Origin of the sequence: Shewanella cutis, assembly GCF_022410515.1 — a bacterium.
Taxonomy (GTDB): domain Bacteria; phylum Pseudomonadota; class Gammaproteobacteria; order Enterobacterales; family Shewanellaceae; genus Shewanella; species Shewanella cutis.
In genome coordinates this window covers 1-26,999 of record NZ_JACSDI010000020.1, presented here as the reverse complement: position 1 = coordinate 26,999, position 26,999 = coordinate 1, and the positions used below count along the sequence as shown (strand labels likewise).

Annotated in this window: 22 protein-coding genes; 9 read left to right on the top strand and 13 right to left on the bottom strand. The window is 45.7% G+C overall.

Annotation, left to right across the window (positions count from 1 at the left end):
* Window position 1 precedes the first annotated feature (1 nt).
* A complete protein-coding gene (locus tag H9J30_RS18270) occupies window positions 2–1,294 on the bottom strand; it encodes an SLC5/6 family protein (protein ID WP_240132312.1) in 1,293 nt (430 codons plus the stop codon).
* 430 nt (window positions 1,295–1,724) lie between these two features.
* On the bottom strand, window positions 1,725–4,292 hold the full coding sequence (locus tag H9J30_RS18265; protein WP_240132311.1) for an acylase: 2,568 nt from the start codon (window positions 4,290–4,292) through the stop codon (window positions 1,725–1,727).
* A 282-nt stretch (window positions 4,293–4,574) separates the two neighbouring features.
* Here H9J30_RS18265 and yjjX point away from each other — a divergent pair, with 282 nt between their 5' ends.
* From yjjX to H9J30_RS18250, 3 genes are all read left to right on the top strand, one after another.
* Window positions 4,575–5,114, top strand: coding sequence for an inosine/xanthosine triphosphatase (gene yjjX, locus H9J30_RS18260; protein WP_240132310.1), 540 nt, complete (start codon window positions 4,575–4,577; stop codon window positions 5,112–5,114).
* Between the two features lie 154 nt (window positions 5,115–5,268).
* Window positions 5,269–6,198: a bifunctional helix-turn-helix transcriptional regulator/GNAT family N-acetyltransferase gene (locus H9J30_RS18255; RefSeq protein WP_240132309.1), complete on the top strand. Its 930-nt coding sequence runs from the start codon at window positions 5,269–5,271 to the stop codon at window positions 6,196–6,198.
* A gap of 268 nt (window positions 6,199–6,466) precedes the next feature.
* A complete protein-coding gene (locus tag H9J30_RS18250) occupies window positions 6,467–8,917 on the top strand; it encodes an ankyrin repeat domain-containing protein (protein WP_240132308.1) in 2,451 nt (816 codons plus the stop codon).
* A 150-nt stretch (window positions 8,918–9,067) separates the two neighbouring features.
* Here H9J30_RS18250 and H9J30_RS18245 read toward each other — a convergent pair whose 3' ends face one another.
* Together H9J30_RS18245 and H9J30_RS18240 are read right to left on the bottom strand one after the other, a co-directional pair.
* Window positions 9,068–10,264, bottom strand: coding sequence for a serine hydrolase domain-containing protein (locus H9J30_RS18245; RefSeq protein WP_240132307.1), 1,197 nt, complete (start codon window positions 10,262–10,264; stop codon window positions 9,068–9,070).
* A 58-nt stretch (window positions 10,265–10,322) separates the two neighbouring features.
* Entirely contained in the window at window positions 10,323–10,916 is a 594-nt protein-coding gene (locus H9J30_RS18240; protein WP_240132306.1) for a Fic/DOC family protein, read from the bottom strand.
* A gap of 1,079 nt (window positions 10,917–11,995) precedes the next feature.
* Between H9J30_RS18240 and H9J30_RS18235 the strand changes: the two genes are divergently transcribed.
* The 3 genes from H9J30_RS18235 to H9J30_RS18225 all read left to right on the top strand — a co-directional run bounded on the left by H9J30_RS18235 (window position 11,996) and on the right by H9J30_RS18225 (window position 14,335).
* On the top strand, window positions 11,996–12,658 hold the full coding sequence (locus H9J30_RS18235) for a hypothetical protein (RefSeq protein ID WP_240132305.1): 663 nt from the start codon (window positions 11,996–11,998) through the stop codon (window positions 12,656–12,658).
* An 810-nt stretch (window positions 12,659–13,468) separates the two neighbouring features.
* Window positions 13,469–13,975, top strand: coding sequence for a hypothetical protein (locus tag H9J30_RS18230; RefSeq protein WP_240132304.1), 507 nt, complete (start codon window positions 13,469–13,471; stop codon window positions 13,973–13,975).
* A gap of 42 nt (window positions 13,976–14,017) precedes the next feature.
* Window positions 14,018–14,335, top strand: a complete 318-nt coding sequence (locus H9J30_RS18225) for an ankyrin repeat domain-containing protein (RefSeq protein ID WP_240132303.1) — start codon at window positions 14,018–14,020, stop codon at window positions 14,333–14,335.
* A gap of 82 nt (window positions 14,336–14,417) precedes the next feature.
* Here the strand turns inward: H9J30_RS18225 and nqrF are convergent, their stop codons facing one another.
* The 6 genes from nqrF to H9J30_RS18195 are packed head-to-tail and all read right to left on the bottom strand — an operon-like array spanning window position 14,418 to window position 20,290.
* Window positions 14,418–15,635, bottom strand: a complete 1,218-nt coding sequence (nqrF, locus tag H9J30_RS18220) for an NADH:ubiquinone reductase (Na(+)-transporting) subunit F (protein ID WP_240132302.1) — start codon at window positions 15,633–15,635, stop codon at window positions 14,418–14,420.
* A 51-nt stretch (window positions 15,636–15,686) separates the two neighbouring features.
* A complete protein-coding gene (nqrE, locus tag H9J30_RS18215; RefSeq protein ID WP_240132301.1) occupies window positions 15,687–16,295 on the bottom strand; it encodes an NADH:ubiquinone reductase (Na(+)-transporting) subunit E in 609 nt (202 codons plus the stop codon).
* A gap of 9 nt (window positions 16,296–16,304) precedes the next feature.
* Complete coding sequence (locus H9J30_RS18210) at window positions 16,305–16,925, bottom strand: NADH:ubiquinone reductase (Na(+)-transporting) subunit D (protein WP_011071186.1); 621 nt, start codon at window positions 16,923–16,925, stop codon at window positions 16,305–16,307.
* On the bottom strand, window positions 16,922–17,716 hold the full coding sequence (locus H9J30_RS18205; RefSeq protein ID WP_240132300.1) for a Na(+)-translocating NADH-quinone reductase subunit C: 795 nt from the start codon (window positions 17,714–17,716) through the stop codon (window positions 16,922–16,924). The genes H9J30_RS18210 and H9J30_RS18205 overlap by 4 nt, the downstream gene beginning before the upstream one ends.
* Complete coding sequence (locus H9J30_RS18200; RefSeq protein ID WP_240132299.1) at window positions 17,706–18,920, bottom strand: NADH:ubiquinone reductase (Na(+)-transporting) subunit B; 1,215 nt, start codon at window positions 18,918–18,920, stop codon at window positions 17,706–17,708. The genes H9J30_RS18205 and H9J30_RS18200 overlap by 11 nt, the downstream gene beginning before the upstream one ends.
* Entirely contained in the window at window positions 18,920–20,290 is a 1,371-nt protein-coding gene (locus H9J30_RS18195) for a Na(+)-translocating NADH-quinone reductase subunit A (protein ID WP_240132298.1), read from the bottom strand. Before H9J30_RS18195 ends, H9J30_RS18200 begins: the two co-directional genes overlap by 1 nt.
* 454 nt (window positions 20,291–20,744) lie before the next feature.
* On the opposite strand from H9J30_RS18195, the gene H9J30_RS18190 reads away from it, so the two are divergent.
* The 3 genes from H9J30_RS18190 to H9J30_RS18180 all read left to right on the top strand — a co-directional run bounded on the left by H9J30_RS18190 (window position 20,745) and on the right by H9J30_RS18180 (window position 22,918).
* Window positions 20,745–21,785, top strand: a complete 1,041-nt coding sequence (locus tag H9J30_RS18190; protein WP_240132297.1) for an NADP(H)-dependent aldo-keto reductase — start codon at window positions 20,745–20,747, stop codon at window positions 21,783–21,785.
* 124 nt (window positions 21,786–21,909) lie between these two features.
* A complete protein-coding gene (locus tag H9J30_RS18185; protein ID WP_240132296.1) occupies window positions 21,910–22,332 on the top strand; it encodes a VOC family protein in 423 nt (140 codons plus the stop codon).
* Window positions 22,333–22,390: 58 nt separating this feature from the next.
* Entirely contained in the window at window positions 22,391–22,918 is a 528-nt protein-coding gene (locus H9J30_RS18180) for a CbrC family protein (protein WP_240132295.1), read from the top strand.
* A gap of 93 nt (window positions 22,919–23,011) precedes the next feature.
* On the opposite strand, the gene dbpA is transcribed toward H9J30_RS18180, so the two are convergent.
* The 3 genes from dbpA to H9J30_RS18165 all read right to left on the bottom strand — a co-directional run.
* Entirely contained in the window at window positions 23,012–24,421 is a 1,410-nt protein-coding gene (dbpA, locus tag H9J30_RS18175) for an ATP-dependent RNA helicase DbpA (RefSeq protein ID WP_240132294.1), read from the bottom strand.
* Between the two features lie 284 nt (window positions 24,422–24,705).
* The gene (locus H9J30_RS18170) at window positions 24,706–25,563 is read right to left on the bottom strand and encodes a pirin family protein (RefSeq protein ID WP_240132293.1); all 858 of its coding nucleotides are present in this window, start codon (window positions 25,561–25,563) and stop codon (window positions 24,706–24,708) included.
* Between the two features lie 473 nt (window positions 25,564–26,036).
* On the bottom strand, window positions 26,037–26,999 hold a 963-nt coding region (locus H9J30_RS18165; protein ID WP_240132292.1), incomplete at its 5' end, for a hypothetical protein.

Genomic DNA, 26,999 nt, shown 5'->3' with positions numbered 1-26,999 from the left:
CTTAACTGAGTAGACCAAATAGAATCGCCGTCATCGCCAGTAAACCAGCAATCACCACAAACACATTGCTGATACGGTGACGGTATGCTTTAAGTGCCGGCACTTTATACACCGCATACATTGGCATTAAGTACAAAATTGCCGCAATCACCGGGCCGCCCAGCGCCTCAATCATCCCCAGAATACTTGGGTTTTTAATCGCAACGCCCCAAATCGTGGCAAACATAAACACTAAGATAAACTTGTTCAGCTTATCCTCGCTGACTTGCTTTTTGCTTGAGCGTAATTGCTTAACAATAATGCCCTTCATACCTTCAGTAGCACCCATATAGTGACCAAAGAAGGAAGACACAATCGCGATAAAGGCAATGAAAGGACCAAAATAGCTGACAAAACCGCTGTCATGCACGTTTGCTAGATAAGACAAAATCGGCAGGTTCTTTGCCTTCGCTTCAGCCAATTGTTCAGGCGACAGCGACAAGACGCAGGAGAACACAAATAACATCACAAAGCCGACTAACATCATCGAAGTATTACGCAGGATCACATCGGCCTTACGTGCGGCATTCGCGCCATGGTCACGTTTTAAAGAAACCGAAAATTGTGAAATCGCTGGAGAATGGTTAAAGGCGAACACCAATACAGGAATGGTTAACCACACAGTCCCTAAAAAAGCACCGGTTTCTGGCACGACTTGCAGTGCATCCATTTTCCACTCAGGGATCAGATAGATAGACATAAAAGCCAAAATCCCCACCAGTGGATAGACTAGCAGTTGAGTCACCTTCAGCATAAATTGCTCACCCGCCACCATCACGGCCATCATGCCGAAAATCAACACACCTGACAGCAGGAAACGTGGCGGAGAGGCCATACCCAGTTGGTTTACAATAAAGCTATCGACGGTATTGGTGATCCCAACGCCATAGATCAACACGATAGGATAAATCGCTAAGAAATAAAGCAAAGTAATTGCTTTACCTGCGCCAATCCCAAAGTGCTCTTCCACTACTTGGGTAATATCACTGCCGGGAATGCTAGATGAGCACACAAAGCGCGAAAGACCACGGTGAGCCAAATAGGTCATAGGTCCAATGATAATGGCCATCAAGACTAAGGGCCAAAAACCGCCCATGCCCGCATTGATGGGGAGAAATAAGATACCAGCCCCCACAGCGGTACCAAATAAACTTAGCATCCAAGTAGTATCTTGGCGCGTCCAAGGTAAGCGTCTTGTTGTGCTTTCTTGCGTGCTTTGAGGTGTTTCGAGAACACTGATCGCATCTTTTTGCATATTTAAACTACCTTACGGTGAAACCGCATAAAAAATTCGATGTAAGGATAGCGAAAAAGCTTAAGCAAAAGTTGATCTAAAACCATTTTAAGTAAGGGAATTTCAAATAAAGCTAGGATTGGGATCTGGATCGATTATTTTGTGTAATAAATTTTCAATTTAACATCAAAATGATCACAACATATAACCAAGAAAGTACAGTCAATTTACCCACAAGCCTAAGTAGCGACATCGTCCTGTCGTCGATAAAAGCCACAAAAATGCGACAACTCACAAAAAAGAGCAAAACAAGACCGGGATCAACCACCCCATATGGAAGCTTGAAGTAGATCACAGGCTGCATTGTTAAATTTTTACATTTTGTAACGGTGATTCAGCCCATAAAAAGGCCCACCTAAGTGGGCCAATAACTCACCATTCGACTAGCGCATTATTGAGCTTTTTGCAGCATCAACTCTGTGGTTGAGACTACGGCAGGCGCAATATCGGCCTCCTTAAACAGTAAAGGACGGAAACTCTTACTGCTGGAATACAGATCGCTTTGATCGGTAAAGGAAGGAGAGAGTATATTGCTCGACTGAGAATAAGTGAGTATGCCACGTGCGACCGGTCCTTCATCGGTAAAGCTCACCGCCATCATCCAACTGGAACCGTAACGTATTTGGTAACCCTTGGCCGTCATGCCAGAGCCCATCGCTTTACCTGTAACCACATCCTTGAGTGGCGAATATTTATGTTGCGGAATGAGCGTATCATCACCCGATAAGCTGGTTGAAAACACGTTAAAGCCACCTTCGGCATTATGCGTCCCCGGCCAAGGTAAACGCACACCGCTGGCAGTGCCATCGGGGAGCGATTTCTCCACAAATTGCACCTCTCCCAGCGGCGCATCTACTGCAAAACCCGCGGATTCTAAGTTCAGCGCCGCATGGGCAAGCGCCACTAACGCACTACCGTCGGTAGCCAGTGTATTCGGTGTTGTCGCCGCATTAGCGGGATCAAACCCTTTGGTCAGCATCGTCTTTTGGTTAAATAGATGGGCAAATTCACGCAGTAAGGCGCCGCCTTTACTGTCGTTATCTTGCTTACCATTCCACGCTTTCAAGGCGGCGCAGGCTGAGGTCAGATCTTTTGATAAACTCGCAGACACCACCACAGGCGTACTGCCCTGTGCCTCACATTGCGCAATTAACGCTGGCAGAACCAATTCAGCCAAGTAACTACGATTTGATAATACCGCAGCCTCCAACTCTTGGAGATTGAACTTACCATCGCTCCCTGCTGCATCCTGCATTAAGGTTAATCCCATTCGGGTACGCAGTGATAACTGACTAGCTTCTTTGCCATACATGGGCGAGAAGTAAGTCAATGGTTCATTCAGGTTAGTAGACCAGAAGGAATCATTAGAGTTTTGCACAAAGTCGCTGCGCTCAAGCTTAGGCGCCCGCTCATAGGGGTTTGGGCCACTAAAGCTAAACAAAGAGGTATTACCGGGCAAAATAGTAAAGCCCGCTTTCTCTTTTGCCGCCTTAATATCGGGTGAAGTCTTTAACAGCACAACGGCAGACTCGGATAAACCGGGTACTGTCGAGTCGTCGATATAAAAGGCATTCCCCTCTTTATCGGCATACATGGTGTTGTTGAAAATAACCCCGTCATAGTCTTTAAAGGCTTGTTGGAATTCGTCTTTATTGGTCGCTAGGTTCATGGCGAGCCAGTGATCGACAGGATCCATTGTCGCCATATTGGCATCTTGGAGCATAAAGGCACTGCCATCATCCCAACCAAAAGGCGCAAGCGTAGGTGGCGCTTCGACCATAGGACCTTTCGCCGTGGTGTAAATATCCTTTTCAGCCACTAACATGCCCGCAGGACCAGCGTTCACTATGATAGAAACGGTCTCTTTGTTGATCGGCATGGGCTTACCATCAAACAAATATTGCAATCTGTCACCCGAGACCAGCTCTAAGTTATACATCACAAAATGCTCAGCGGTAGAGAAGGTATGAGTCCAAGCTAAGTCTTTGTTAAAGCCAATATTGATTGGACCAGGCATCCCCACCAGCGAACCGCCCATCATATCTAAATGCCCAGGAATAGTGATATGGGATTGCCAGAAACGCAGGTTACCCGTGTGCGGGAAATGCGGGTTGCCGAGCACCATACCGCGGCCATTTTCGGTCTTGTCTTTACCGAGTCCCCAGCCGTTAGAACCTAAATCCCGTGGATTGGTCTCCGGCGTAGTGATGCTGGCAGCACGGGCTATCAATTTAGACTGCATATCGCTAACAAACGCGGTCTGCTCTTGGCTCGGCGCAGGTCCCACGATACGCGGCATATATTCTTGGCCATCCCCAGGGTTAGCGTAGAAAATTAAATCGAGGAAGTTAGCCGCACCGGGTAATAGGGCGATGGAAAACAGATAAGTGACCACATCTTCTGGCACAATGGGCTTCACCCAAGGTTGGCCGCCACAGAAAGGTTCTGCGGTTTGCTTACCCGCTTCCACATCGGCGAGATATTGGTTATAACCCGCGGTAAAGCCTTGGATTAATGCGCGAGAACGTTCGCTAAACTGTGGCCATTTGGCTTCAGCTTGCTGACGGATCTTTAAGGCTTTATAGGCAAAGTCCGAGATTAAGTTGCCATTATCCTCTGCAGTGGGTTGGCCCGTGGTGAAATCAATCGACGCATGGGGACCAAAGTACATTGAGCGCTGGGAATTGGCTTTAATAAAGCCATCGGCGAGTACACAGAGATTGTCCTGTGCCTGCGCATAGCCACTACCAAAACCTAAGCTTTCTAGGTTATCGGCTTGAATATGCGGTACACCGTAGGTAGTTCGTCGGATATTGGCTTTGAGTAAGCCGTTAGGGGCAAAGGTTTGCAGCTTAGTTTCAGGTTCGGTAGGTGGAGTGCTATCTTCGCTGTCGTTACAGCCTGTTAGCATAACGCCGCAGGCCATCCCCATCGCGATCATGAGTTTGTTGAATTTCATTATTATTATCTCTTAATTTGGGGTCCTTCAATGACATCACTTCACTGCTTGAATCAGCTAACTTACTGAAGGAGCAATAATCGTATGTCGTTTCCTGATGCTCGGCTGTGGCTATTTGCTCCCAATACATTCGCTTTTTACTAAGCTTTTTCACCAAACTCTTTTTACTGAGTCCTAGCAACGAATATGGCAGAATAGAAAACCCATAGACGAGACACCTCAGACCATTTAAGCAATGATTCAAACGAGCGTCCACCTTAAAAAACCAAATAGCCAACTAATATGCAACAAAACATTATCAAGGTAATCGTCGGGTCGAAAAATCCCGTCAAAGTCAATGCGGCAGCAAATGCGATGACACTGCTTTTTCCGGGATACCAAATCCAAACAACTGGAATAGATGCCCCCTCTGACGTGCCCGCACAACCCATGACGGATAACGAGACCCGCCAAGGTGCAATCAATCGCGTTAACTATTGCCAACAATATGCTGAAGCTGATTATTATTTTGCTATGGAAGGCGGCGTCGACCATTTCGAGTTTGGTCCAGCAACCTTTGCTTATATTGCAATTGCTCACCAGCAACGCTTAAGCATTGGCCGCGGCGCACTCTTACCTCTGCCGATGCAGGTTTATCAGGCACTAGAAGCGGGTGAAGAATTAGGCCATGTGATGGATAGACTATTTAATACGGTCAACATTAAGCAAAAAGGCGGCGCAATTGGCTTACTCACCCATGGCCATGCCACCCGTGAAAGCAATTATACCCAAGCGATCATCCTCGCCATGGCACCATTTTTAAATCCCGAGATTTACGCGTAAATTTGTTAATAAAATATTGCAAAACCATTCAGGGCCCGCTAGTTTAGTTGTAACTTGCAACTAAATTCTTTGGTGTGGCTCCTATGCTTATCCATTAGATATCGGTGCTCGCTAGGCTTAACGTTGGCGTAACTTAAAGGCATAAAATTCGACTATGGCAAATGATTTAGGCTCTTCTAGCCAACTCAGGCAGCTCTCCCGCTATATGGTGAGACATTTAGGCATGCTTAACGCAGCGGTAGGTGATTTACCCCTCTCCCCCGTGCAGGCACATGCCTTACTTGAGCTAGGTAAACAACCGCAAACCATTAAGGAACTCGCCTGTAAGCTGAGCATAGATAAATCCAATGCCAGCCGAGCGATCAAACACTTGATCGATAAGCATCTCGCCCAGAGTCAAATGCATCCAAAGGATAGTCGTTGCCTTGTCGTGCAACTGACGAGCGCGGGTAAAAAGCTACTAGCAAAACTCGATAACCAACAAAATCAGCTGTTTCAAGAAATCTTAGCGCAACTCACCCCTGATCAAATTCAACATATTGAGCAGGCGCTGATGCAGTACAACCAAGCAATACATAAAGCCAAACAGCAATCGGGTTGTATTATTCGTGTAGCCTCAGCCACCGATGATGCCGCCATTGCCCAAGTGATCCGTGATGTTTCTGCCGAATATGGTTTGACCGCAGATAAAGGCTATAGCGTGGCCGACCCGATCTTAGATTGTTTAAGTCAGATTTATTCGCAAGTGGGTGCTCAATATTGGGTTGTTGAATATGAAGGTAGAGTCGTTGGCGGTGCAGGCATTGCCCCACTTGCCAACAATGCAGGCATTTGTGAACTACAAAAAATGTACTTTATGCCCGAAATCCGCGGTAAAGGCTTAGCTAAACGTTTAGCACTACTCGCTCTCGACTTTGCCCGTCAAACGGGTTACCAAAGCTGCTACTTAGAAACGACTGCGATATTAAAAGAAGCACTCAAGCTCTATGAACACTTAGGCTTTTACCCTCTGAGCGCACCACTGGGAAATACTGGCCACGATGCCTGTGAGATCCCGATGTTATTACCATTACAACCTAAATGATTCCATTTAGCAGGCCACGGATGGTCTGCCAACCGTGTAAATCCCCGCTATATTCTTCGCTAAACATCCTGCCTGATAATAAGCGGCAATCAATGCCAACCAACACAGTTGATCACTTATTCAGCTGAAATCAGTCTTTAATTCTCCTTATTAGCATAGAGTTTTAGTGGCTAATCATATTAAAATACACATAAAATCATTCAGTTAAATGATGTGTATTTGAAATAATTTTGCTGCATTATTGTTAAGGCATTAAATAGGGAAGCATATGCTAAATTGGATTTTTGGTGATAATAATCTCACCCTGCGGGAAATATGTGTCGATAACGAGCTGTCTACAGCCAAGAAAATTCAAAAGATTAATAAGTACCTCGCCAATGGCGGTGATATTAATTTTATTGATCCCGATATTTCCCCCTGTAATGTGTTAGTCCCCCTATCCCGTAGCCCAGAGTCCGACCTCGAACTGGTAGATTATTTAATCAACAAGGGCGCACAGATTGAATGTAATGGCTTTAGTGCCTTGCACTCGGCAATCGAGTTTAATAATCCTGAGTTGGTAAAGCTCTACCTCAAGGCTGGCGCGAATCTTTACTACCAAAATCAATTTAATAACTGCTGGTTAAACTACTTATTTCATCCAAATCCTCAGTATATCTACCAAGACCGTCAGCGGATTATCATGCTCGATCTCTTGCTTGAACTGGGGCTGGATATCAATCATTCGGTGAGTTTTTGGACCAATGGCGAGTTAAATCATCCCTTAGAAATTCTTTATGCTGACCGCAGTAAAGAGCTATTCCTACATATTATTAACAAAGACCTTTATTTAGATATTGGTCAATTAAGTCTGATAGAAGAGATTATTTTCTCCAGTGACTTTTGGGGAATAGAAGCTTTCGCGCCATTAGTAAAACGCTATCCAGAATTTAAAAAGCCCCGTTATATTATGGCCAACGATAGCAGCTTTTGGGATGACGCCAATTTACTCGAACTCTGTGTCTACGCTAAATCACAAGAATACACTGAATATCTGCTAGACCATTATCCGCAGCTCAAAGCCGACTCCCACGCTAAAAGTTTGCTCTATGCGGCATTGACCTCAGAATTTGACCTCAGAATTATCGAAAAATTGATTATGGCGACCGTCGATATCAATCGCATCTATAGGATGACACCGCCTGACGCAGACCATTCCCCTCTGCTCAACCAATTTATTGATAACGCCCAATTTACCGATGTGAATAAACGGGAGTATATCTATCAAGCTCTAGAGCTGTTGCTCAAATATGGTGCCAATCCAAATTCCGTATTTATGAATGCGGGTAAACCCTATGAAATGTTAGCTTGGTCGAACTTGCGACTATTGGTTTATCCGATGGTCGAGAAGAAAACCTTTCTGCCGGAGCTTCTCGACCTCTTCATAAAATATGGCATGGATATCAATAAAAAGTTTGGTGCGGTGGATGAACCAAGCTTGCTGACTATCTGCCAACGTGGTTCGGGTAAGGAAGATCAAGCCACACTTATCCAAGTGATGGAATATCTGCTCACCAAGGGACTCGATTTAAGCCTTACCAATATTTACAACACTAACTATGTGTCCGCTGCGGCCATCGCCTGTCGAACCCAAGTACTTGAATGGCTAATTAACCAAGGCGGGGATATTTTCACCCATTGCGGCCATGATAATTCGCCCATATTGCACAAGGCGATTTCGACCTACTGGTGGGACCAAATCACAGGCCCGATGCGGCGTAATACTGTGGAACTATTACTACGCCACGGAGCCAAAATTGAAGAATTCTCAGTAGATGAACAATTTACGCCACTGATGTGCGCCTGCTATTACGGCGCGCAGTCCTGCGTTGAAGTGTTACTCGAACATGGTGCTAACCCCAATGCCATCAATGCCGAAGACACCACTCCAGCCCTTTGCGCCGTGATGGGCGGCAGCTCGAATGAGTTTCCACGCTTTGAATCAACAGCGGTGCGGATCTTAAGACTGTTGCAGCAATATGGCGCCGACTTAACCGTAACCAACAGCTTAGGAAATACCCCGCTGAGTGTAACGATGGTGCAGGAATACAAAGAGATTTTCGAAGTACTACTGCAAATTGTCCCCTACAGTGAAACTCAACTTGAGCAAGCCCTGAGCAAAGCCCAGCCACAAAGTTATTTCCAACGTCGGCTATTACAGAAGTTAGGGCGTGAAATCCCCCCCTCCCCCACAGTTATCGGCCTTAACGCAGCGAAGTCAGAAGTCGCATCGCTTACTCTTGAATGTGGCACAACTCATCTGGAGGCGCCAAAACCTGCACATACTCATAAAGCCAGATTAGAGGTCAGTGATGCGGCGGTGGATAGAAGCCAAATCCCGACGCTGTTTGATCTCAAAAGCAAAGTACAGCAATTCTTTAAGCCGATAGCCAGCGATCCAAGCATCACGGCTCAACAGTTAAACTCGGTTAAAGAACAGGTGGAACTATTGATTGAAAAGCTCGACAACTTTAGCTTTTTCCGCAATCAAGCGACAAAGGCCGAATTTGAGGAAGGGATTCAGGACTATCTCGATGAAGTAGTTGATGAAATCAACAAGGTTATCGAGGATGATTACCCCGCGCTTACCGAAGCCTTAGTCGATTCCGTTTGGACGATTTTGCAATACTTTAGGGTTGAGATTGATATCGAGACCGCGCTAAGAAAGCGCTTTTGGTAGCAGTTAGCACTTTGGCAACCAACGAGACCAAGTATAAAGCCCCAACGCTGGGGCTTTATGCTTTCAAGGTTAAGCCTAACCGCGCATCAGCAGACTTAGCAGTCTATTCGCCAACATAATGGCGAAAGCTAAAGCTTAAACATCAAAGGCTTAAACATTAGAGGCTTTAGCAAGCAGCAACTGGCTACGGATAATTTGGCGGATCTGATTATGCAGTTCAAATACTCGAGCGCGATCATTAAGATTTAGCGATAGATTTTCCAGCATAACTAAATCCAAATTAAATTCAGGATAATGCAGCGTCATCGACATATAACCAGTTAAATAGCCCGTATGACTGTATTCGACGAGGCCATCGTCCTGATTGATCCTCACCCCATAGCCATAGTGCATATTCGGCCATAAAAATTGGATCTCGGTATGCGCCGTAGTCATCCTCTGATAACTCTCTGCGCTCATCAACTTGCCAGCATGTAATAAATCCTGAAAGGCGGCATAAGTTGGCGCGGAGGCAATAAGTCCGCCTGCGGGCAACAAAGCTTCATCAAGCACTAAATCAGAGGGGGCAATCACCTCACTTTCCTGTAAACCAACGGCGAGTGAAGGTACTTTGGCGTGAATAGCCGCAATACTGCCAAGCTCAGCACTTAGGCCCTTAAGCTGGTATCGCGTTGCAAACTGCGCCACTTGCTCGGCAAAGGATTGGTGATTGACCTTCTCAAGCACTTGCCCAAGCAGTGAATAACCAAAGTTGGAGTATTCAAACTGACTACCAGGCTCAAATCGATTCGCCTTACCCAGTTTATCGACACCCGATGTATGCGTCAGTAATTGATGCAGCGTAATCCGCTCATCATATCGACTGGGATTTAAAGCGTTTGCACTTGAATTTGTACCCGCCACAGCGCCTTGGAGTGCCTTGTTATCTCCCTTCGCAACACCAAAAAGGTAATGATTAAGCGTTTGAGTTAAATCGAGTTTCCCCGCATCAACCGCCTGTAATATCAAGGTTGCAGTGATTTGTTTAGAGAGCGATGCCATCACAAAGCGCGAATCTTTACTAATACCTTCACCCTTTTGCAATTCAAGCAGTGGCTTGCCCCGCTCAAGCAGGATAACACTGCCACTAAATGGCTGCGGCGAATCCTTGATCGCGGCTTGGATTAAGCTCTTAATCTCCGCAGTCTTTGAGGCAGAGGATGCGATTTGGCTTTCAACGACAATCGAATTGCCGCCTTGTGCCCCCTCCGCCAGCCCACTATCAGCCGCGAATAAAAGACCATAACTACAAGCACTTGGGAGTAATAACAAACCAGTCAACAGGGTACTGATGACACTCAAACGCATAGGTTATCCTTAACATCATTGGAACAAACAAAGTGGCTCACGCACAACAAACGAAATCCTAGGGTTCTATGATGGCAGCATCAAAGATAACTTCTAACTTATGCATTTGTCCGAAGTATCCATGAATGTTTGCATCGACCCACTCTTCTTTTGTGATTAATGGCCATTCAATTCGATAACCCGCTACATGAAGCAGCTCTTCAAAGAAAAAGCGTGTTGTACGACCGTTACCTTCCCTAAAAGGGTGGACGACGTTCAAGTCAGAAAAAATATCTGCTATCAAAACAACTAGTTCATGCTTGTTATGACAGAATCGGATGAGGGGAATACGTGATATGGCATTTTTAAGCTCAGGCTCTACACGGCTACAGGTACAAAATCGAGTATTTGCTTTACTGATATCAACATCACGAATGGTACCTGCCCATTCGTAAATATCTTGAAACAATAACCTGTGTAAACTCAGAAAATGATTACTATCGAAATCCTCTAACTCATCTAAATCGCTACAGTATTCTGAATATCGCATTAAGGTAAACTCAGCCTCAGCCTGAGTTAACTCGTCTGGATCTCGAATATTGAGCAGATTAATAAGTACATCAGAATCTTCATAACAGTAGTGATCCTGATTTACACCGTACTTACCTTGCATATTTGAGTTTCAATGACTCTAAAGATACAGCAACACGCTTGTCTCTAGCGGTAATACCTTCATAAGACAGGCTAACTTCAAAGTTCTTTATGTTAGGCACGAAATTGCCTCGAGTTTTACAAGATTCATTGGTAGTTTTCACTTTTTTCATGGCTAGAACTCCGCTTAATTTGATGTAGCTAGAATAACTCAAAAGCCAGTTATCTTCTACAATCCCAGCAAGAGAAGTCAGTAAACAAGCTGATAAAAAACTCAGCCTGAGCAGGCAAAAGATAGGACATGCGCAACTCTTTTGTTAAAAGCAAAACCAAAGTCGTGGGGCTTCACCTCCTGATTTTTAATCAAGAGTTTAATCAAGATTCGACCAATGAGGACTGCTAGCCCTATTCTCCTTGCCTATTGTTTGCACATCAGCCAAGACGCCCCTAGCTAAGTTACATGCATTAGAGACTGGCCTTGGTCTTATGGATAAATGGCTATCACTTCCGATGGTACATCCCCTTGACGTTAAACAGAGAGTCCGAAAACTAGCTGGTCATCTGATAGGCAGGATGCCTGAATGTCGGTCAATGATGTTCCATACATCATACTGACATTTTCCATTTCCCTATGGATCAGATGCACGAGAACGACCATGCCTCGCTCACGCAACGAACGCAAATGCCCTGCGGCAACTCCGAGGGGAGGGGGAACTTCTGTAGTCTCTGTGTTGGCTGTTAATCCCAAAAGAGTTACGAATGTCCCATCTGTTACCCAAAAACAGACTGATCCCTAACAACACTTTTAGAAAATTTAACAATGGGTGTCTCAATAAGTTTTTTAAAAATTTTAATGCAAAAGAAACCAAGTAACGCTTACTATCACTTTTTTAAAATTTAACAATGGGTGGCTCGTTAAATCGCGTTAAATTTCTCGTTAAATTTTACCACTGCAAACCAACCAGCAGACCCAGCTTAAGCTCACAGATACGTTGATAAGGTATTGTAGCGAATGTTTGTAACAGAGGGTCTCAATGTACATAGGACTATTGCATCACGATGAAATTCCTTATCAATGTGTTTCGCAACTCATCGGAAGAAATGCAGAATGCATTCGTCTGTATTTTTATTGTACTCACGTTTATCTTAAAGATTACATTGGAGTTTTACGGTGCTGAACAAGATCTAGTTGAGTACTTTAGAGGAAACCTACTGCCAGAACTAACGGGTATGATGATTGAGCTCATTGTTGTTCTGCTATTTATCGATGCAATCAGGAAACGTGAACAGATCAATAAAGAGCTGGCTATAAAGGCAGATGATTTAAATAGAAGGATTGATGTAGAGAGACGGCTGAGATCTCAGCTAAGGCTTCTTACCCGAAGTATTTTCAATGAAGTAGAGTTAGATAGCGGTTACCAGCTTAAAGAATTTCTTTTCCATGCTGAAAAAAATGAATTTAATCAACAGATTCTGACAGAAATTGAACGAGGATTAGACGAAGATGTTGGAACATCTGCGATTAATGAAAGCTTAATCAGTTCAGCCAAGTTTGAACTACCAATTCTGATGTCATTAGCGTCCACAAGTTCATTTTTGAGTGATAGGCATATGAAGGCATGGATGACAATTATCTATTATTTGAAACGAATAGAAGAAAGCTCTTTTGAAGATATAAAAGTGCCAGAGCATGCAATTAATGTTGTTCGCTGGATAAAAGTGTTTGATAAACATACATATAGTCAAAATTTATTTAGAAGTTAAGTGGTTTATTGTAAATTAACTGAGACACCCATTGTTAAATTTTGCAACGAAAAGACAAATTTGAGGCATATTCAAGCTAACAGGATACGCAGTGGTCAGCAGGATTAAGCACAGATATGGAAGTGACCGTCCGTGACATGGATGTCGCGGTCGAGCATACAAGGATGTACTTGCTGCGTGTCACTGAAATAGCAGTGCTTAATCATTGATTTGATAAATTTATTGATACTCCGTTGATAAATTCTGCAACGAAAAGACAAAATTGAGCCGTGTTCAAGCTAACAGGATACGCAGTGGTTAGCAGGATTAAGCACTGAAATGGAAGTGACCATTGGTAACATGGCTACTCTTTCATATCCATGTGACCGCGGAGGTAATTTATTGTGACACCCACTGTTAAATTTTCTAGATTTTCAATTGCATATAGTAAAAATTCAATTTTATAAGTGACTTAGAGTAACAAGGTATTGCCATAAAAATGATTATTCGCGGCAATTCTATTGTCTATTGAACCTAAAAATGCATCGATGCTCAACAGGAGAGCCATGGTGATGGGCGAGACGACCGTCCGCCCCATGGACGGGGCGGTCGAGCATCCAAGGACGGACTTGCTGCGTGTCGGTGAGTCAATACCATGGCGAGCCTATTCACATTGACTAATGTTAACAGCCACTTTTGCCACGTCTTTAAAGCAATCTCAATCACTATTCGCTTGAGGGGAAGCCGAAAGCAGATTATGTTGTTGATTTAAAATGGCTGTCAGGATTATTGATTGCCGTTTTCAATGGCTAAAGGCGTGTAGTAACTGAAATGGACAACTTTGACTATAAATTGGGTACGTTAAACGGGATACTCACAGGGCTATCCTATGTAAACAATAAAGCGAATCACGGCTATACGTTTGAAATCACTAAAATTGATGCATCAAAACCATTAGAGATTGCAACGGAAAATTATCTTAAGGGTTTTTATAAGGATGCCACGGTTCGCTTTAGTGAAGTCATAGACTGGCGTAGTGAGATCAACGCAGCACTTCATGATTGGCTTTTTTCCTATATCCTACCTACAACACAGGGCGGTTGCGGCTCAGCTTTTACTTCTCTTAAGGATGTCGATAACGCCTTTTCAATGTCCATAAAAAGCTTTAGAGACGAATTTATCAAACAGATAAGCGATCAACTTGATGCGTTGGTAGAGGTCAAAAGGGTTTTAGCTGTTTCATTGATAACGGATGAATGGTACGAGATGGAATGGGTTGATTTTGCTATCGAGGGCAAGAAAGGAGTTGTATTTATTCACTTGGGCGTTTCTGATTAACCTCCTTTAAATTTGCTTCACAGGATCAGGTTAAATATCCCTATGAGCACTGAACTTATCGATGCGGTAAAGGCCAAGGATACACTTGCGGTTAAGCGCATTATTGCCAATGGCGCTGATCTTGAAGGCGTTGACGAGAATGGGATGACGGCACTGTTGCATGCCTGTGAGCTACAGTCTTTTGAAATACTCAAACTACTTGTGGATGCAGGGGCCGATGTGAATCATCCAAATGCGCTAGGGTATCGTCCGCTCGATATTGCTTACTGGCAAGGAGAGTTTCGCATGGGATGCTATACCGCTGAGAGTCAGCGTATGGTGAGCTATTTAAGCCGCCATGGCGGTAAATCCTTTAGCTAGATATAAAAGCCCTATAAACAAAATCGCGTTGGACTCAGCTGTACTAGCTCTGCCTAACGCGATTTTTTATTCCACTTACCGCTTAATCACCAAAGTCATCAAGCAGGATATTTTCAGGCTCAACCCCTAGGCTTTCGAGCATACGGATCACCGAGGAGTTCATGATTGGAGGACCACACATATAGAACTCGCAATCCTCTGGTGCCTTATGATGTTTAAGATAATTCTCATACAGCACGTTATGGATAAAGCCGGTGTAGCCAGTCCAGTTATCTTCTGGTAACGGCTCCGACAGCGCCACATGCCAGACAAAGTTGTCATTCTCAGCCGCTAAGGTATCGAAATCCTGTTGGTAAAACACCTCACGGGTTGAGCGGGCGCCATACCAGAAGCTCATCTTACGCTTGGTCTTTTTACTCTTTAGCTGATCGAAAATATGCGAGCGCATCGGTGCCATACCCGCACCGCCGCCGATAAACACCATTTCTGCATCGGTTTCCTTCACAAAGAACTCACCGAATGGGCCAGAAATGGTCACCTTATCCCCTGCCTTCAGGTTAAAGATGTAAGAAGACATCTTACCCGGTGGCACATTGGCTGAAGGTGGCGTCGCAATCCGCACGTTAAGCATAATGCGACCCTTTTCATCGGGATAGTTCGCCATCGAATAGGCGCGCAGCACGTCTTCGTTCACGGTTGAAACCAAGTCGAACAGGCCGTATTTTTCCCAATCGTCGCGGTACTTAGCCGGAATATCAAAGTCAGCGTATTTGACCACATGGGCTGGCGCTTCAATTTGGATATAGCCACCCGCCTTGAAGTGCACGTCTTCACCTTCGGGCAGTTTCAGCAGTAACTCTTTGATAAAAGTGGCCTTGTTATCGTTTGAGATCACCTCACATTGCCACTTCTTCACGCCGAAGATTTCTTCTTCTAGCTCAAGTTCCATATCGGTTTTCACCGCTACTTGGCAGGCGAGACGACAACCTTCTTTGGCTTCTTTCTTGGTGATATGCCCTTGTTCGGTTGGCAGAATATCACCACCGCCCGATTTGACTTTTACGCGGCACTGGCCACAAGTACCGCCGCCACCACAGGCCGAGGGAATAAAAATATTCTTGCTCGCTAAAGCGCCAAGCAGTTTGTCGCCCGCGGCAACTTTTATGCTTTTTTCGGCATCGTCGTTAATCCCGATAGTGATCTCACCAGTAGTCACTAATTTCTTTTTGGCGATAAGGATTACTATCACCAGTAGGCACACCACCAAGGTGAACATGCCTATGCCTATTGCCATTTCCATTCGATAACCCTTTTTCTAAACAGAATACGGTTGCACTTTCTCAGCCACGCGTTACAGCGAGATGCCCGAGAAAGACATAAAGCCTAGCGCCATCAACCCTGTGGTAATAAAGGTGATACCAATACCTTGTAAGCCTTCGGGAATCGCATGGAACTTCATACGTTCACGAAGTCCAGCCAGCATCACAATCGCCAGCGCCCAACCCGTGCCCGAACCCATGGCAAACACCGCCGATTCGGCAAAGTTGTAATCGCGGTTAGCCATAAAGATCACCCCAGCAAAAATCGCGCAGTTTACAGTGAGCAGTGGCAGGAAGATCCCAAGTGAGTCATACAGGCTTGGAATGTATTTATCTAAAAACATTTCCAAAATTTGCACTAAGGCTGCAATCACACCGATAAAGGTGATCAGTTGCAGATAGCTTAAATCGATGCCAGGCATCCCCGCCCAAGCCAGAGCACCAGGTGCTAACACCTTCACATAGATCAGTTGGTTTAAGGGCACGGCTAAGGTCATCACCACGATAACCGCAATGCCTAAGCCGAAGGCGGTAGACACCTTTTTAGACACCGCTAAGAAGGTACACATACCTAGGAAAAACGACAACGCCATGTTGTCTAAGAAAGTGGCCTGTATAAACAGATTAATATAGTGTTCCATATCCGCTCCTTAACCGCGTTTACGCTGGATCACGTTAATGCTCCAGATCAGCAGGCCAATCAGGAAGAAGGCGCTTGGTGGCAACTTAAACATCTCGTTAGGTAAGTACCAGCCGCCGTTTTCAACCGTAGTCAACACGCTATGGCCGAACAGATTACCCGTGCCTAACAACTCACGCACAAAGGCCACACTGATCAGCACTAAACCGTAACCCGCTGCGTTCCCCACGGCATCGACCACAGCTAAGTGCGGTGGATACTTCATCGCAAAGGCTTCTGCGCGGCCCATGATGATACAGTTAGTGATAATTAACCCAACGAATACAGACAGTTGCTTAGACAGCTCGTAAGCCACATCCTGCAATACCATATCAACAATAATTACCAAGGAGGCAATCACTGTCATCTGGGCAATAATCCGCACACTGTTAGGGATAAAGTTGCGAATAGCAGAGATAATCAAGTTGGAGAACACCAGTACGAAGGTCACCGCCAGTGTCATCACCACTGCCGTCTGCATGGAGTTACTCACCGCCAGCGCCGAACATACGCCCAGCACTTGCATCGCAACGGGGTTATTGGCAAATACAGGGCCTGCTAGCATGTCCCGCATGGATAGACTGTTGCTCATTTTGCACCTCCCAACTCACCTTGATCAGCCGATGCTTTTAACTGGTTGAAGAAGGTTTGGAAACCCTCGACGCCAAACCAAAACTCCATTGCGCGTTGCACGCCACGGCCTGTCATGGTCGCGCCACTCACTGCATCTACACCGTGCACATCGCCCTCTTTGGCGCCACCTTTCACGAGACGTATTGAAAACTTGCCTTTATCGTCAAAGAGTTGTTTACCCTTCCACAGGGATAACCAATGTGGATCAGTCACAAAGTCACCAATACCTGGGGTTTCACCGTGTTCATACACCACTAAACCTTTGATGGTATTAAAGTCAGGCTCGACGGCCACGTAACCGTAGATCATCGACCACAGTCCTTTACCATAGAAAGGCACGACCACGCTGGATAATTTGCCGCTATCATCGAACACTTTAAACACACGGGCATCGTTAGCACGGGTTTTAATCTTAGCGATATCCTTTTTAGGTGCGCTTGAGGTTTCTGGGTTAATCGCCGCCATACGCTCGTCAAAGTCGAGTACGTTAGCATCCGAGTCCACTTTACCTGTGTCGAGATTAATCAGTAATGGTTTAACGGATTTAGCAAAAATATCTCTAAACTCATTACCTTGGCCTAAATTGACATCGGCCGCCATCAACACATAACGTTGTAACTCATCGCGTTTTTTCGCAAGTTTGCGTTCTTTTAATACGCCTGCGGTGCCGGTGATCATAAAGGAGCACAAAAGGCAGAGCGTAATGGTGAAGATCATGGTCCCCACCACAGTATCTTTCTTAAATACCATGACGTTTTAATCTCCGTTTGATGTTGGCACGGGCCACCAAATAATCGAACAGCGGTGCCCACAGGTTGGCGAACAGAATCGCTAACATCACGCCTTCAGGCATTTTAGGGTTAGCAACACGGATAAGGACTGTCATAAAACCAATCAACGCGCCGTAGGCAAATTTGCCAGGGCGGGTGTAAGAGGTGGTCACTGGATCGGTCGCCATAAACATCATCGCGATAGCAAAACCACCGGTGACTAAATGCCATGTCCACGGCATTGCCATCATCTGGTTAGTGCTCGAACCGATCAGATTGAACAAGGTTGCGGTTGCAATCATGCCTAACATCACGCCCACCACGATACGCCAATCAGCTAAACGAGTGATAAGCAGTAACATACCACCGAGCAATACCGCTAGCGTGCTGGTTTCACCAATCGCCCCCACGGTAAAGCCAAAGAAGTTATTCCACCAGTTAGGGTCGCTAAAGGCGCTGTACCAAGCGTAATCGGCAAATTGTAATTGTCCGGCTGCGGCCTGCGCTAATGCAGTCGCGCCAGAAAAACCATCAACGGCGACTAATTGCTTAACGGTTGTGACTTCTGACGGATAGGCAAAATAGATAAATGCCAAGCCAGCCAAGGCGGGGTTAAGGAAGTTATATCCCATGCCACCAAACAGCTCTTTGGCGATCACCACCCCAAAGCTAATGCCCATCACCACCAGCCAGAGCGGAATCGAAACGGGTAAAATCAGCGTAAATAGCAGGGCGGTAACGAAAAAGCCTTCGTGTAATTCTTGGTGACGAACCTTAGCAAACACCACTTCCCAGAAAAGGCTGGTCAGTAATGCCGTGAGGTAAATCGGCAGATAAAAACTTAAGCCATAAAGGAACAAGCCAATCACACTCGTCTCTGCCGTTAAGCCACCGCTTAAGGCGTTAAACAGCGCAAGCTTCCACGTATCTGGAGTGCTTAAGCCGCTTGCGAGTGCAAGTTGTGCCTGTAACCCCACGTTATATAAGCCAAATAGAATGGCTGGCAATAAGCATAGGCCCACTAAGGTCATGGTACGTTTAACATCAATTGCGTCGCGTACGTGTACTTGTCCCTTAGTACTGCGACCACTGGCAATCACCAATGAGCGCACAAAGCCCTTCATCGATTTGCCTGTGGCGTAGTAATCGTCCTGTAAATCAGGTTTTTTAGGTTGTGTCGTCATTAACCTTCCCTCTCGATAACATCTAGACAGGCACGTAACTCTTTACCAAAGTCATACTTGCCAGGGCACACAAAGGTACACAGGGCTAAATCTTCTTCATCTAACTCCAATGCGCCTAATGCCTGTGCCTCGTCGGTATCTCGCACTACTAAGTCACGAACGAGCAGCGTGGGTAAAATATCCAACGGCATTACGCGATCGAGCTGACCAAAAGCCATCATGGCGCGCTGAGAGCCGCCCTGATGGGTGGTAAATTCGAAGGATTTAGTCAGGCCAAATAAACGGGAAGTCACTGCGCGAGTGATAGAAAACTTATCCGAGCCACCGCGCACCCAAGGCAATACTTGGTGCTGTGCATCCTCGGCGAGCACTGATATTTGATTGTGGAAACGACCTAAATAGTCATGTACACCTTGGGCGGTATGACCCGATAATACTGAGCCTGACACCACGCGGTTATGGCCGGGTTTAACTTCATCTGCCACCAACGCACTAAGCTCTGCCCCTAACTGAGTGCGCAGTAAACGTGGATTAAGCACACTTGGGCCACCTAAAGCCACCACGCGGTCGGTATAGAGTTCACCGGTTTGGAACAGCTTGCCGTAGGCAATTACGTCTTGATAGCCGATGTGCCACACCTGACGCTCAATGCTCACGGGCAAGGTAAAGTGGATATGGGTACCGACTAAACCAGCGGGATGCACCCCGGTAAAACGGCGCACTTCAACCTTAGGTAAATCAGCACCGGCTAAGGCTTCACCTTTGTCTTGGCAGAGGTAAACTTTGCCATCAGTTAAATGACTTAGCACCGCTAAACCCGCCTTAAAGGCATCGCTCTGCTCGGCAATAATTAACCGTGGATCAGCGGCTAAGGGATTGGTATCCATTGCAGTGACAAAAATACCTGCAGGTTTACTATCTAACGCGGGGACACGGGAGAAAGGACGGGTACGCAGTGCAGTCCACAGGCCACTATTAACTAATTGTGCCTGTACCACTTGTGCAGAAAGTGACTGCAAATCAGCGTGAATATCGAAACGGATTTGCTCATCGGCGTCTAAGCCATTGCAGCGGATCACCACGGATTGCAATACTCGGCGCTCACCACGGTTAATCGCGATAATCTCACCACTGGCGGGAGCAGTAAAGAATACACCTGGTGTTTTTTTATCTTCAAACAAAGGTTGGCCTTTTTTGACCTTATCGCCGACTTCAACCAGCATCGTTGGTTTTAGGCCAACGTACTCTTCTCCCAGCAGAGCCACTTGCGATGGCCTATTACCGGGTTCGATGATCTGCCTAGGCTCACCCGAAATCGGTAAGTCGAGACCTTTTTTGATCGTTATAACTTGGTTTGAAAAATCTGCCATCACAAATATCAACCATGAAAATTTTTAGATAAATTTAGGGTACATGTTTGTTAACAGACAATCCGATAGAGGCGTCACATTCCGCCACTTTTTTCGTAAGTAATATACATAAAAAAGCACTATTTCGTGATACAGATCGACATGAATTCAGTGCAAAAACCTCAAATGTAATTTTATAACAAATATTTCATAATTACGTCATAAGTGATTTAGTGATAACTTAACTACATAAAAATAGACAAAAATCCCCCTCTTCGGCCTCGAATTAATGCAAAGGTGCAAAAACCAAAGTCAGCGGCGATTTAGTGCACAGTATGATGTAATAAACCCAGTAAACTCCGCACAAAAAATTGGTTATTTTTAACCCACCAACATCCATATCACCGCATTAACCTTTGCTTTACAGCAAAAGCTTGGTAGCCTCGGACTAAGATAGTTTCCGTAGGAGAAATAGATGGAATACAGACGCATACCGCATTCTAATCTCGAGGTGAGCAAAATCTGTTTAGGTACTATGACTTGGGGCGAGCAAAATACCCAAGCCGAGGCCTTTGCACAGCTAGACTACGCCATAGGCAGTGGCATCAACTTTATTGATACTGCGGAAATGTACCCTGTGCCGCCAAAGCCGGAAACCCAAGGCGAAACCGAGCGCATTTTAGGCCAATATATCAAGGCCCGTGGCAATCGTGATGACTTAGTGATCGCCACTAAGATTGCCGCGCCGGGTGGCAAGAGTGACTATATCCGCAAGAATATGGCACTGGACTGGAACAACATTCACCAAGCGGTCGATGCCTCGCTCGAGCGCCTGCAAATCGATACTATCGATCTCTATCAAGTGCATTGGCCAGACCGCAATACCAACTTCTTCGGGGAATTATTTTACGACGAACAAGAGATTGAGCAGCAAACGCCAATCCTTGAAACCCTCGAAGCCCTCGCTGAAGTCATTCGCCAAGGTAAAGTACGCTATATCGGCGTATCGAATGAAACCCCTTGGGGGCTGATGAAATATCTGCAACTGGCTGAAAAACACGGCCTGCCGCGCATAGTTACCGTGCAAAATCCCTATAACCTGCTTAACCGCAGCTTTGAGGTGGGCATGAGTGAAATCAGTCACCGCGAAGAGTTACCGCTGCTAGCCTACTCGCCCTTAGCCTTTGGCGCCCTGAGCGGTAAATATTGCAATAACCAATGGCCTGAAGGCGCGCGCTTAACCCTGTTTAAACGCTTCGCCCGTTATACCGGCTCGCAACTGGCACTCGATGCCACAGCGGCCTACGTAGACTTAGCCCGCGAGTTTAATCTATCCCCCGCGCAAATGGCGTTAGCCTTTGTTAACTCGCGTAAATTTGTTGGATCAAACATAATTGGCGCCACGGACTTATACCAGCTGAAAGAAAATATCGACAGCTTAAAAGTCAGCCTCTCCCCTGAGTTACTCAGCCGTATAAATGAACTATCAGATCAATTTAGATTACCTTGCCCTTAGTCTCTTGAGTCAGTGACTGACTTACGCTACTGATTGATGTTTTATGCTATCGCAGCGGTATCCCGACCGTTGCGATAACGATTACAATAGCTGCTGTAATCGCGATCAAAACCGAGATACTGAGATGAAACAAGCTATTGTCCATATCGCACTTGTGGTAAGAGATTATGACGAAGCGATTGATTTTTATGTCAATCAACTCAACTTCGAGCTGATTGAAGACTCCTATCAACCCGAGCAAGATAAACGTTGGGTCGTAGTAGCGCCGCCTAATTCCCATGGTACGGCCTTACTATTAGCCAAAGCCTCCAAACCCGAACAGGAATCTTTTATCGGCAATCAAGCTGGAGGGCGGGTGTTTTTATTCTTAAATACCGATGATTTTTGGCGCGATTATGAGTATATGCGATCAATAGGCATTCACTTTATTCGCGAGCCGCAGCAGCAAGATTACGGCACCGTTGCTGTGTTCGAGGACCTCTATGGCAACCGTTGGGATTTATTGCAGCTCAGCCCGAATCATCCCATGGCGAAAAGATGTCTTTAGCTCATACACCACAGCGATTAAGTCATTAACAGTGTTTAAATTTATAACAGGAGTCGATATGGATTTCCCTCTGTTTACCTATCATCCCAACCCGCTCGCGACAGGCGCAGTCGTTGCAAGTGATGCAAGCTGTCAATGCTGCGGTAAAGCCCGAGGATTTATCTGTATAGCTGGGATGTATTGCGTTGAAAATATTGATGCTATCTGCCCATGGTGCGTTGCCGATGGCAGCGCTGCAGATAAATTTAATGGCCATTTTGTTGACGATTATCCCCTGCTCGAAGCTGGGCTTGATATTGCAATTGTTAAAGAAGTAGCCGAAAGAACGCCAGGCTATATCTCATGGCAACAGGAAGTCTGGCAGTCCCATTGTAACGATGCCTGCGAATTTCATGGCGATGCCGAACTCGCTGAATTACAAGCCTTACAGGGCGAAGCATTGGAAGGATTTTTATCAGAGCACATGCTCGACTCGGGCTTTTGGCAAAAAATCTTGAGTAGTTATCGAAAAGGTGGCGATCTGGCCATTTACAAATTTCAGTGTCGCCACTGCCATAAAGTGATTTTCACTATGGATTGCAATTGATTACAGCACTTAGTATGCAACGCCATAAAAAATGCCACTGACACTAGGTCAGTGGCATTTATCATTCGAGTCAATTAGCTCGCAATAAACAGTTTATTTCATCAACCACGCGCGGTAAGACTTCCCCTTAATGCGGCCGCTGGTGATCTTGCTCAGTGCCTTTTTAGCCACTTTACGGTTTACCGCCACATAAGCGCGGTAGTCTGTCACGAGGATCTTGCCCACCTGCGTACCTTCAATGCCATTATCCCCCGTCAGGGCGCCAAGAATATCGCCAGGGCGAAGTTTCTCTTTTTTACCACCATCGATTTGCAGAGTGATCATGGTTGGCGCATTAGGCGCAGTGCCCAGCAAACTTAATGATGGCAAGGCTTCACTCTGAATATCGCGCTCCAAGTACTCTTCTAGCAAGGCAATCTTGTAACCGTCTTGATCGTTGTAAAAGGTATAAGCAGCGCCTTTACTGCCCGCACGGCCAGTACGGCCGATGCGGTGAATGTGCACTTCGGTGTCGTAGGCCACATGGTAGTTAAATACCGCATCTAGCGCATCGATATCTAAACCACGGGCGGCGACGTCGGTAGCCGCCAGCACGCAGGCGCTCTTGTTGGCAAATTGCAGCAGGGTTTCATCCCTATCACGCTGTTCTAAATCGCCGTGCAAGGCTAAGACACTAAAGCCTAACCCCTCGAGTTCGTCGGCCACTTTTTGCGTTTCACGCTTAGTATTACAAAACACCACGGCGCTTTCTGGCTTATGTTCTAACAGTAATAATTGCAGCGCTTGCATGCGCGACTTATCGTCATCTAACTGATAAAAATGCTGTTCGATGGTATTTTTTTCATGGGTAACCGCGGCCTTAACCATCACAGGGTTATACATGATTTGTTTAGCAATCGATTGAATTTGCTCAGGGAATGTCGCACTAAACAGCAGCGTTTGGCGCTCACGTGGTGACTGTTCAATAATGGCATCGAGCTGTGGTTGGAACCCCATTTCGAGCATGCGGTCGGCTTCATCAAGCACTAACATACTTAGATTGCTTAAATCTAAACGATTGCGCTCTAAGTGATCGACAATCCGACCCGGGGTTCCCACAATAATATGGGCACCATGCTCTAAAGAGCCAATTTGCGGCCCCATTGGCACACCACCACACAGGGTTAATACCTTCACGTTGTGTATACCACGGGCGAGAGTACGGATCTCCTGCGCCACTTGGTCGGCCAACTCGCGGGTTGGACACAGCACTAAGGTTTGAATGCGAAAACGCTTAACGTCTAATTTATTTAGTAAACCTAGACCAAAGGCCGCCGTTTTACCTGACCCCGTTTTACCCTGACCTATCACATCCTCGCCCGCTAAAATGGCTGGCAAGCTTTGTGCTTGAATGGGCGTCATCTCGTTGTAGCCCATAGAAGAAAGGTTCTCAAGCAGTTCGGTTTTTAGCTTAAGGGTCGAGAAAGCCAGTGATGGAGTAGGCTTAGTATCTGAATTGCTCAAGGCGAATATCCTGTGGTGGGTAACGAAGCGGCTGCTAGGTTACTAAAATTGCGTTACTTATCGATTAAACGGGTTTATCAAGATTCGGGTTTACGCAAGGCAAGAATTCAGTTCTGCGCTCGCTCAACCCAAAAGTACGGCTATTGTAGCAACAACGGGCAGCTTTTACCTCAAGTCCTTAAACTCAAGTCCTTAAACAATCGAAATCGCCTGCGTAAACAGTAATAAAAAGCCCTGCTGGGATACAAGGCTTTGGTTTTGATCAGCTCGGCAGACTTAACCGATTAAGCGATTTGGCCAAAACGCCCTTCTTGATAATCGCGAATCGCCTGCTGAATTTCCGCTTGGGTGTTCATCACAAAGGGGCCCATTTGGACAATTTTTTCGCGAATAGGTTTACCCACAAACAGTAGCATGCCCGCACCGCGTTCATCGGCCTTAAGCTGCAATGGCGTTTGGCTATCGAGCACTAAAAACTCGCCCTGATTGAATGAAAACTGCGAGCCTTCGCCTTTACTCAAGCCACCTTGGTAAAGATAGAGGGAGGCAAACTCATGCTTGGATAAATCGAGCTGCGCTTCACCATTGGCGTTAATCATCAAGTCGGCAATCGCCGCTTCGCCCGCTAATCCTTGAATGGTGGCACTGATCGCACTCTTACCCGCAAATGCCCAATCCCCCGCCAAGCCTTTAAGGGTTGCGCCTGTGTCGTTCGAGGTTTCAACACTAGGGATTGAAGCCGTATCTTGATACGTCGCGGGGCGCAGTTTGTCCTTGGCAGGCATATTGACCCAAATTTGGAAGCCATGCAGACCATTAAGCGCATCGGCCAGCGGCATTTCGGAATGCACCACGCCGTAACCCGTGCTCATCCACTGCACATCGCCTGCACGAATCGCTTTGACATTGCCCATCTGATCGCGATGCTCAAACCCGCCCTTGCGGATGTAAGTAAAGGTCTCCATTCCACGGTGCGGATGCGGTGGAAAGCCACCAATAAAATCCTGTTTATCATCGGATTTGATCTCATCCATCATCAAGAAAGGGTCAAACTGGGTAGTGACAAAGTCCGCCACACGGCGAATATTCACCCCGTCGCCGTCCATCGCAGGTTTAGCAGAAAACTGACCTAAGACTTTCATTTTATGCTCCTAACTCGTAAGGCATTAGCCTGTGTACTCACGATCGCTTGAGTTAGAAGTGACTGCGTGAAACAGTGGCAATGCTGATGGAGGCAGAATAACAAGGAAATTTGCAAAAGAATAACGCGAAATCACGGCCTAAACATTCGAAAAAATGAAACGGTAGGCTGCTGATACCCATGAATACAGGCTTGCCATGATGTTCACTCACCGACACGCAGCGAGTCCGTCCGTGGATGCTCGACCGCCCCGTCCATGGGGCGGACGGTCGTCTCGCTAATCACCATGGCTCACCTTTTTGACATTAGCGTAACCTGAAGATTTAAAAGCCTTACGCAGCACGCTTTGGGACATTTTCGAGTTAAAGCCTTAACTCAAACGCGTTTGTTTCAGATAAAAATATCTATGGGTAACGCTTTGCTCACCGGAAAATTGCGAGCATAGCGAGTAATTTTTCCGAGTGCAGCAACTTGTTAACTCTCTTCTTCTAAAGTTGAGATAAGCTCTTCTTTGCTCAATTCAATCTCAGTCGCTTTTCCAGATTTGCTCGCTGATGGCTCTTCAGCAATATTTACTTCTATGTAATAGATTATTTTATTCCCGACATTTAGATATGGAAAATTATCAAGAGTATCAAGCCCAAGTCTAATTCTAGTTGTATTGGCTACAAAATTTACTAAAAACCCCTCACTAACATCAAAATCGTTGCAGTACCTTGCTACTTGATGAAACCCTGAGGCAAGTTTGGAGAGAACACTAGACCTATTCGATTCGTTCTTAACATACTTTGCATCAACTATTATGTAACGGCCTTCGGAGGATTTTAAAACAAGGTCGACCTCTCCACTAGCAGATGCGGGTTCAACAAAGAATTCAACACCTTGATCCAATACATACTCTTGAACGTCAATCGCTAAGGCAACTTCACCTTTTTTACCTTCTAACCCATTTTCAGCGAACTCACGCAGGCGATTCTTTCGAAACCACTCAGAACGTTGTTTATACTTTATCAGGATTGAATAGATAGAATTTCTTTCATCTAGGTGTTCATCTAAATACTCATATAGTCCATCTATTGCCACATCTCTTAAAACGGACACGGCATCATCAAATTTAATATAAGCATCATTGTTTAAGTATTCACCGAGACATGATATTACAAATTTCTGTTTACTAGGCTCTAAGCATTCTAACTCTGAGATTCCTTGAACTATTAACCAGCACACTGATGAGTGTTTTAGATTGGTTTCAGCAGTGTAAAATCCAGGGTCATAAGACCCAATGCAGCTAGGCGCTTCATCTAACGTTTGTTTAATTCTCGCTACGTGCTCGCCCTCAACTTTGGACAAGTCTGCAACCACATAACTTAATAATGGATGATTTTTGATCCAATGAACAAGCTGCCTACAAGAATTGACAAACATAGCATCTGGACA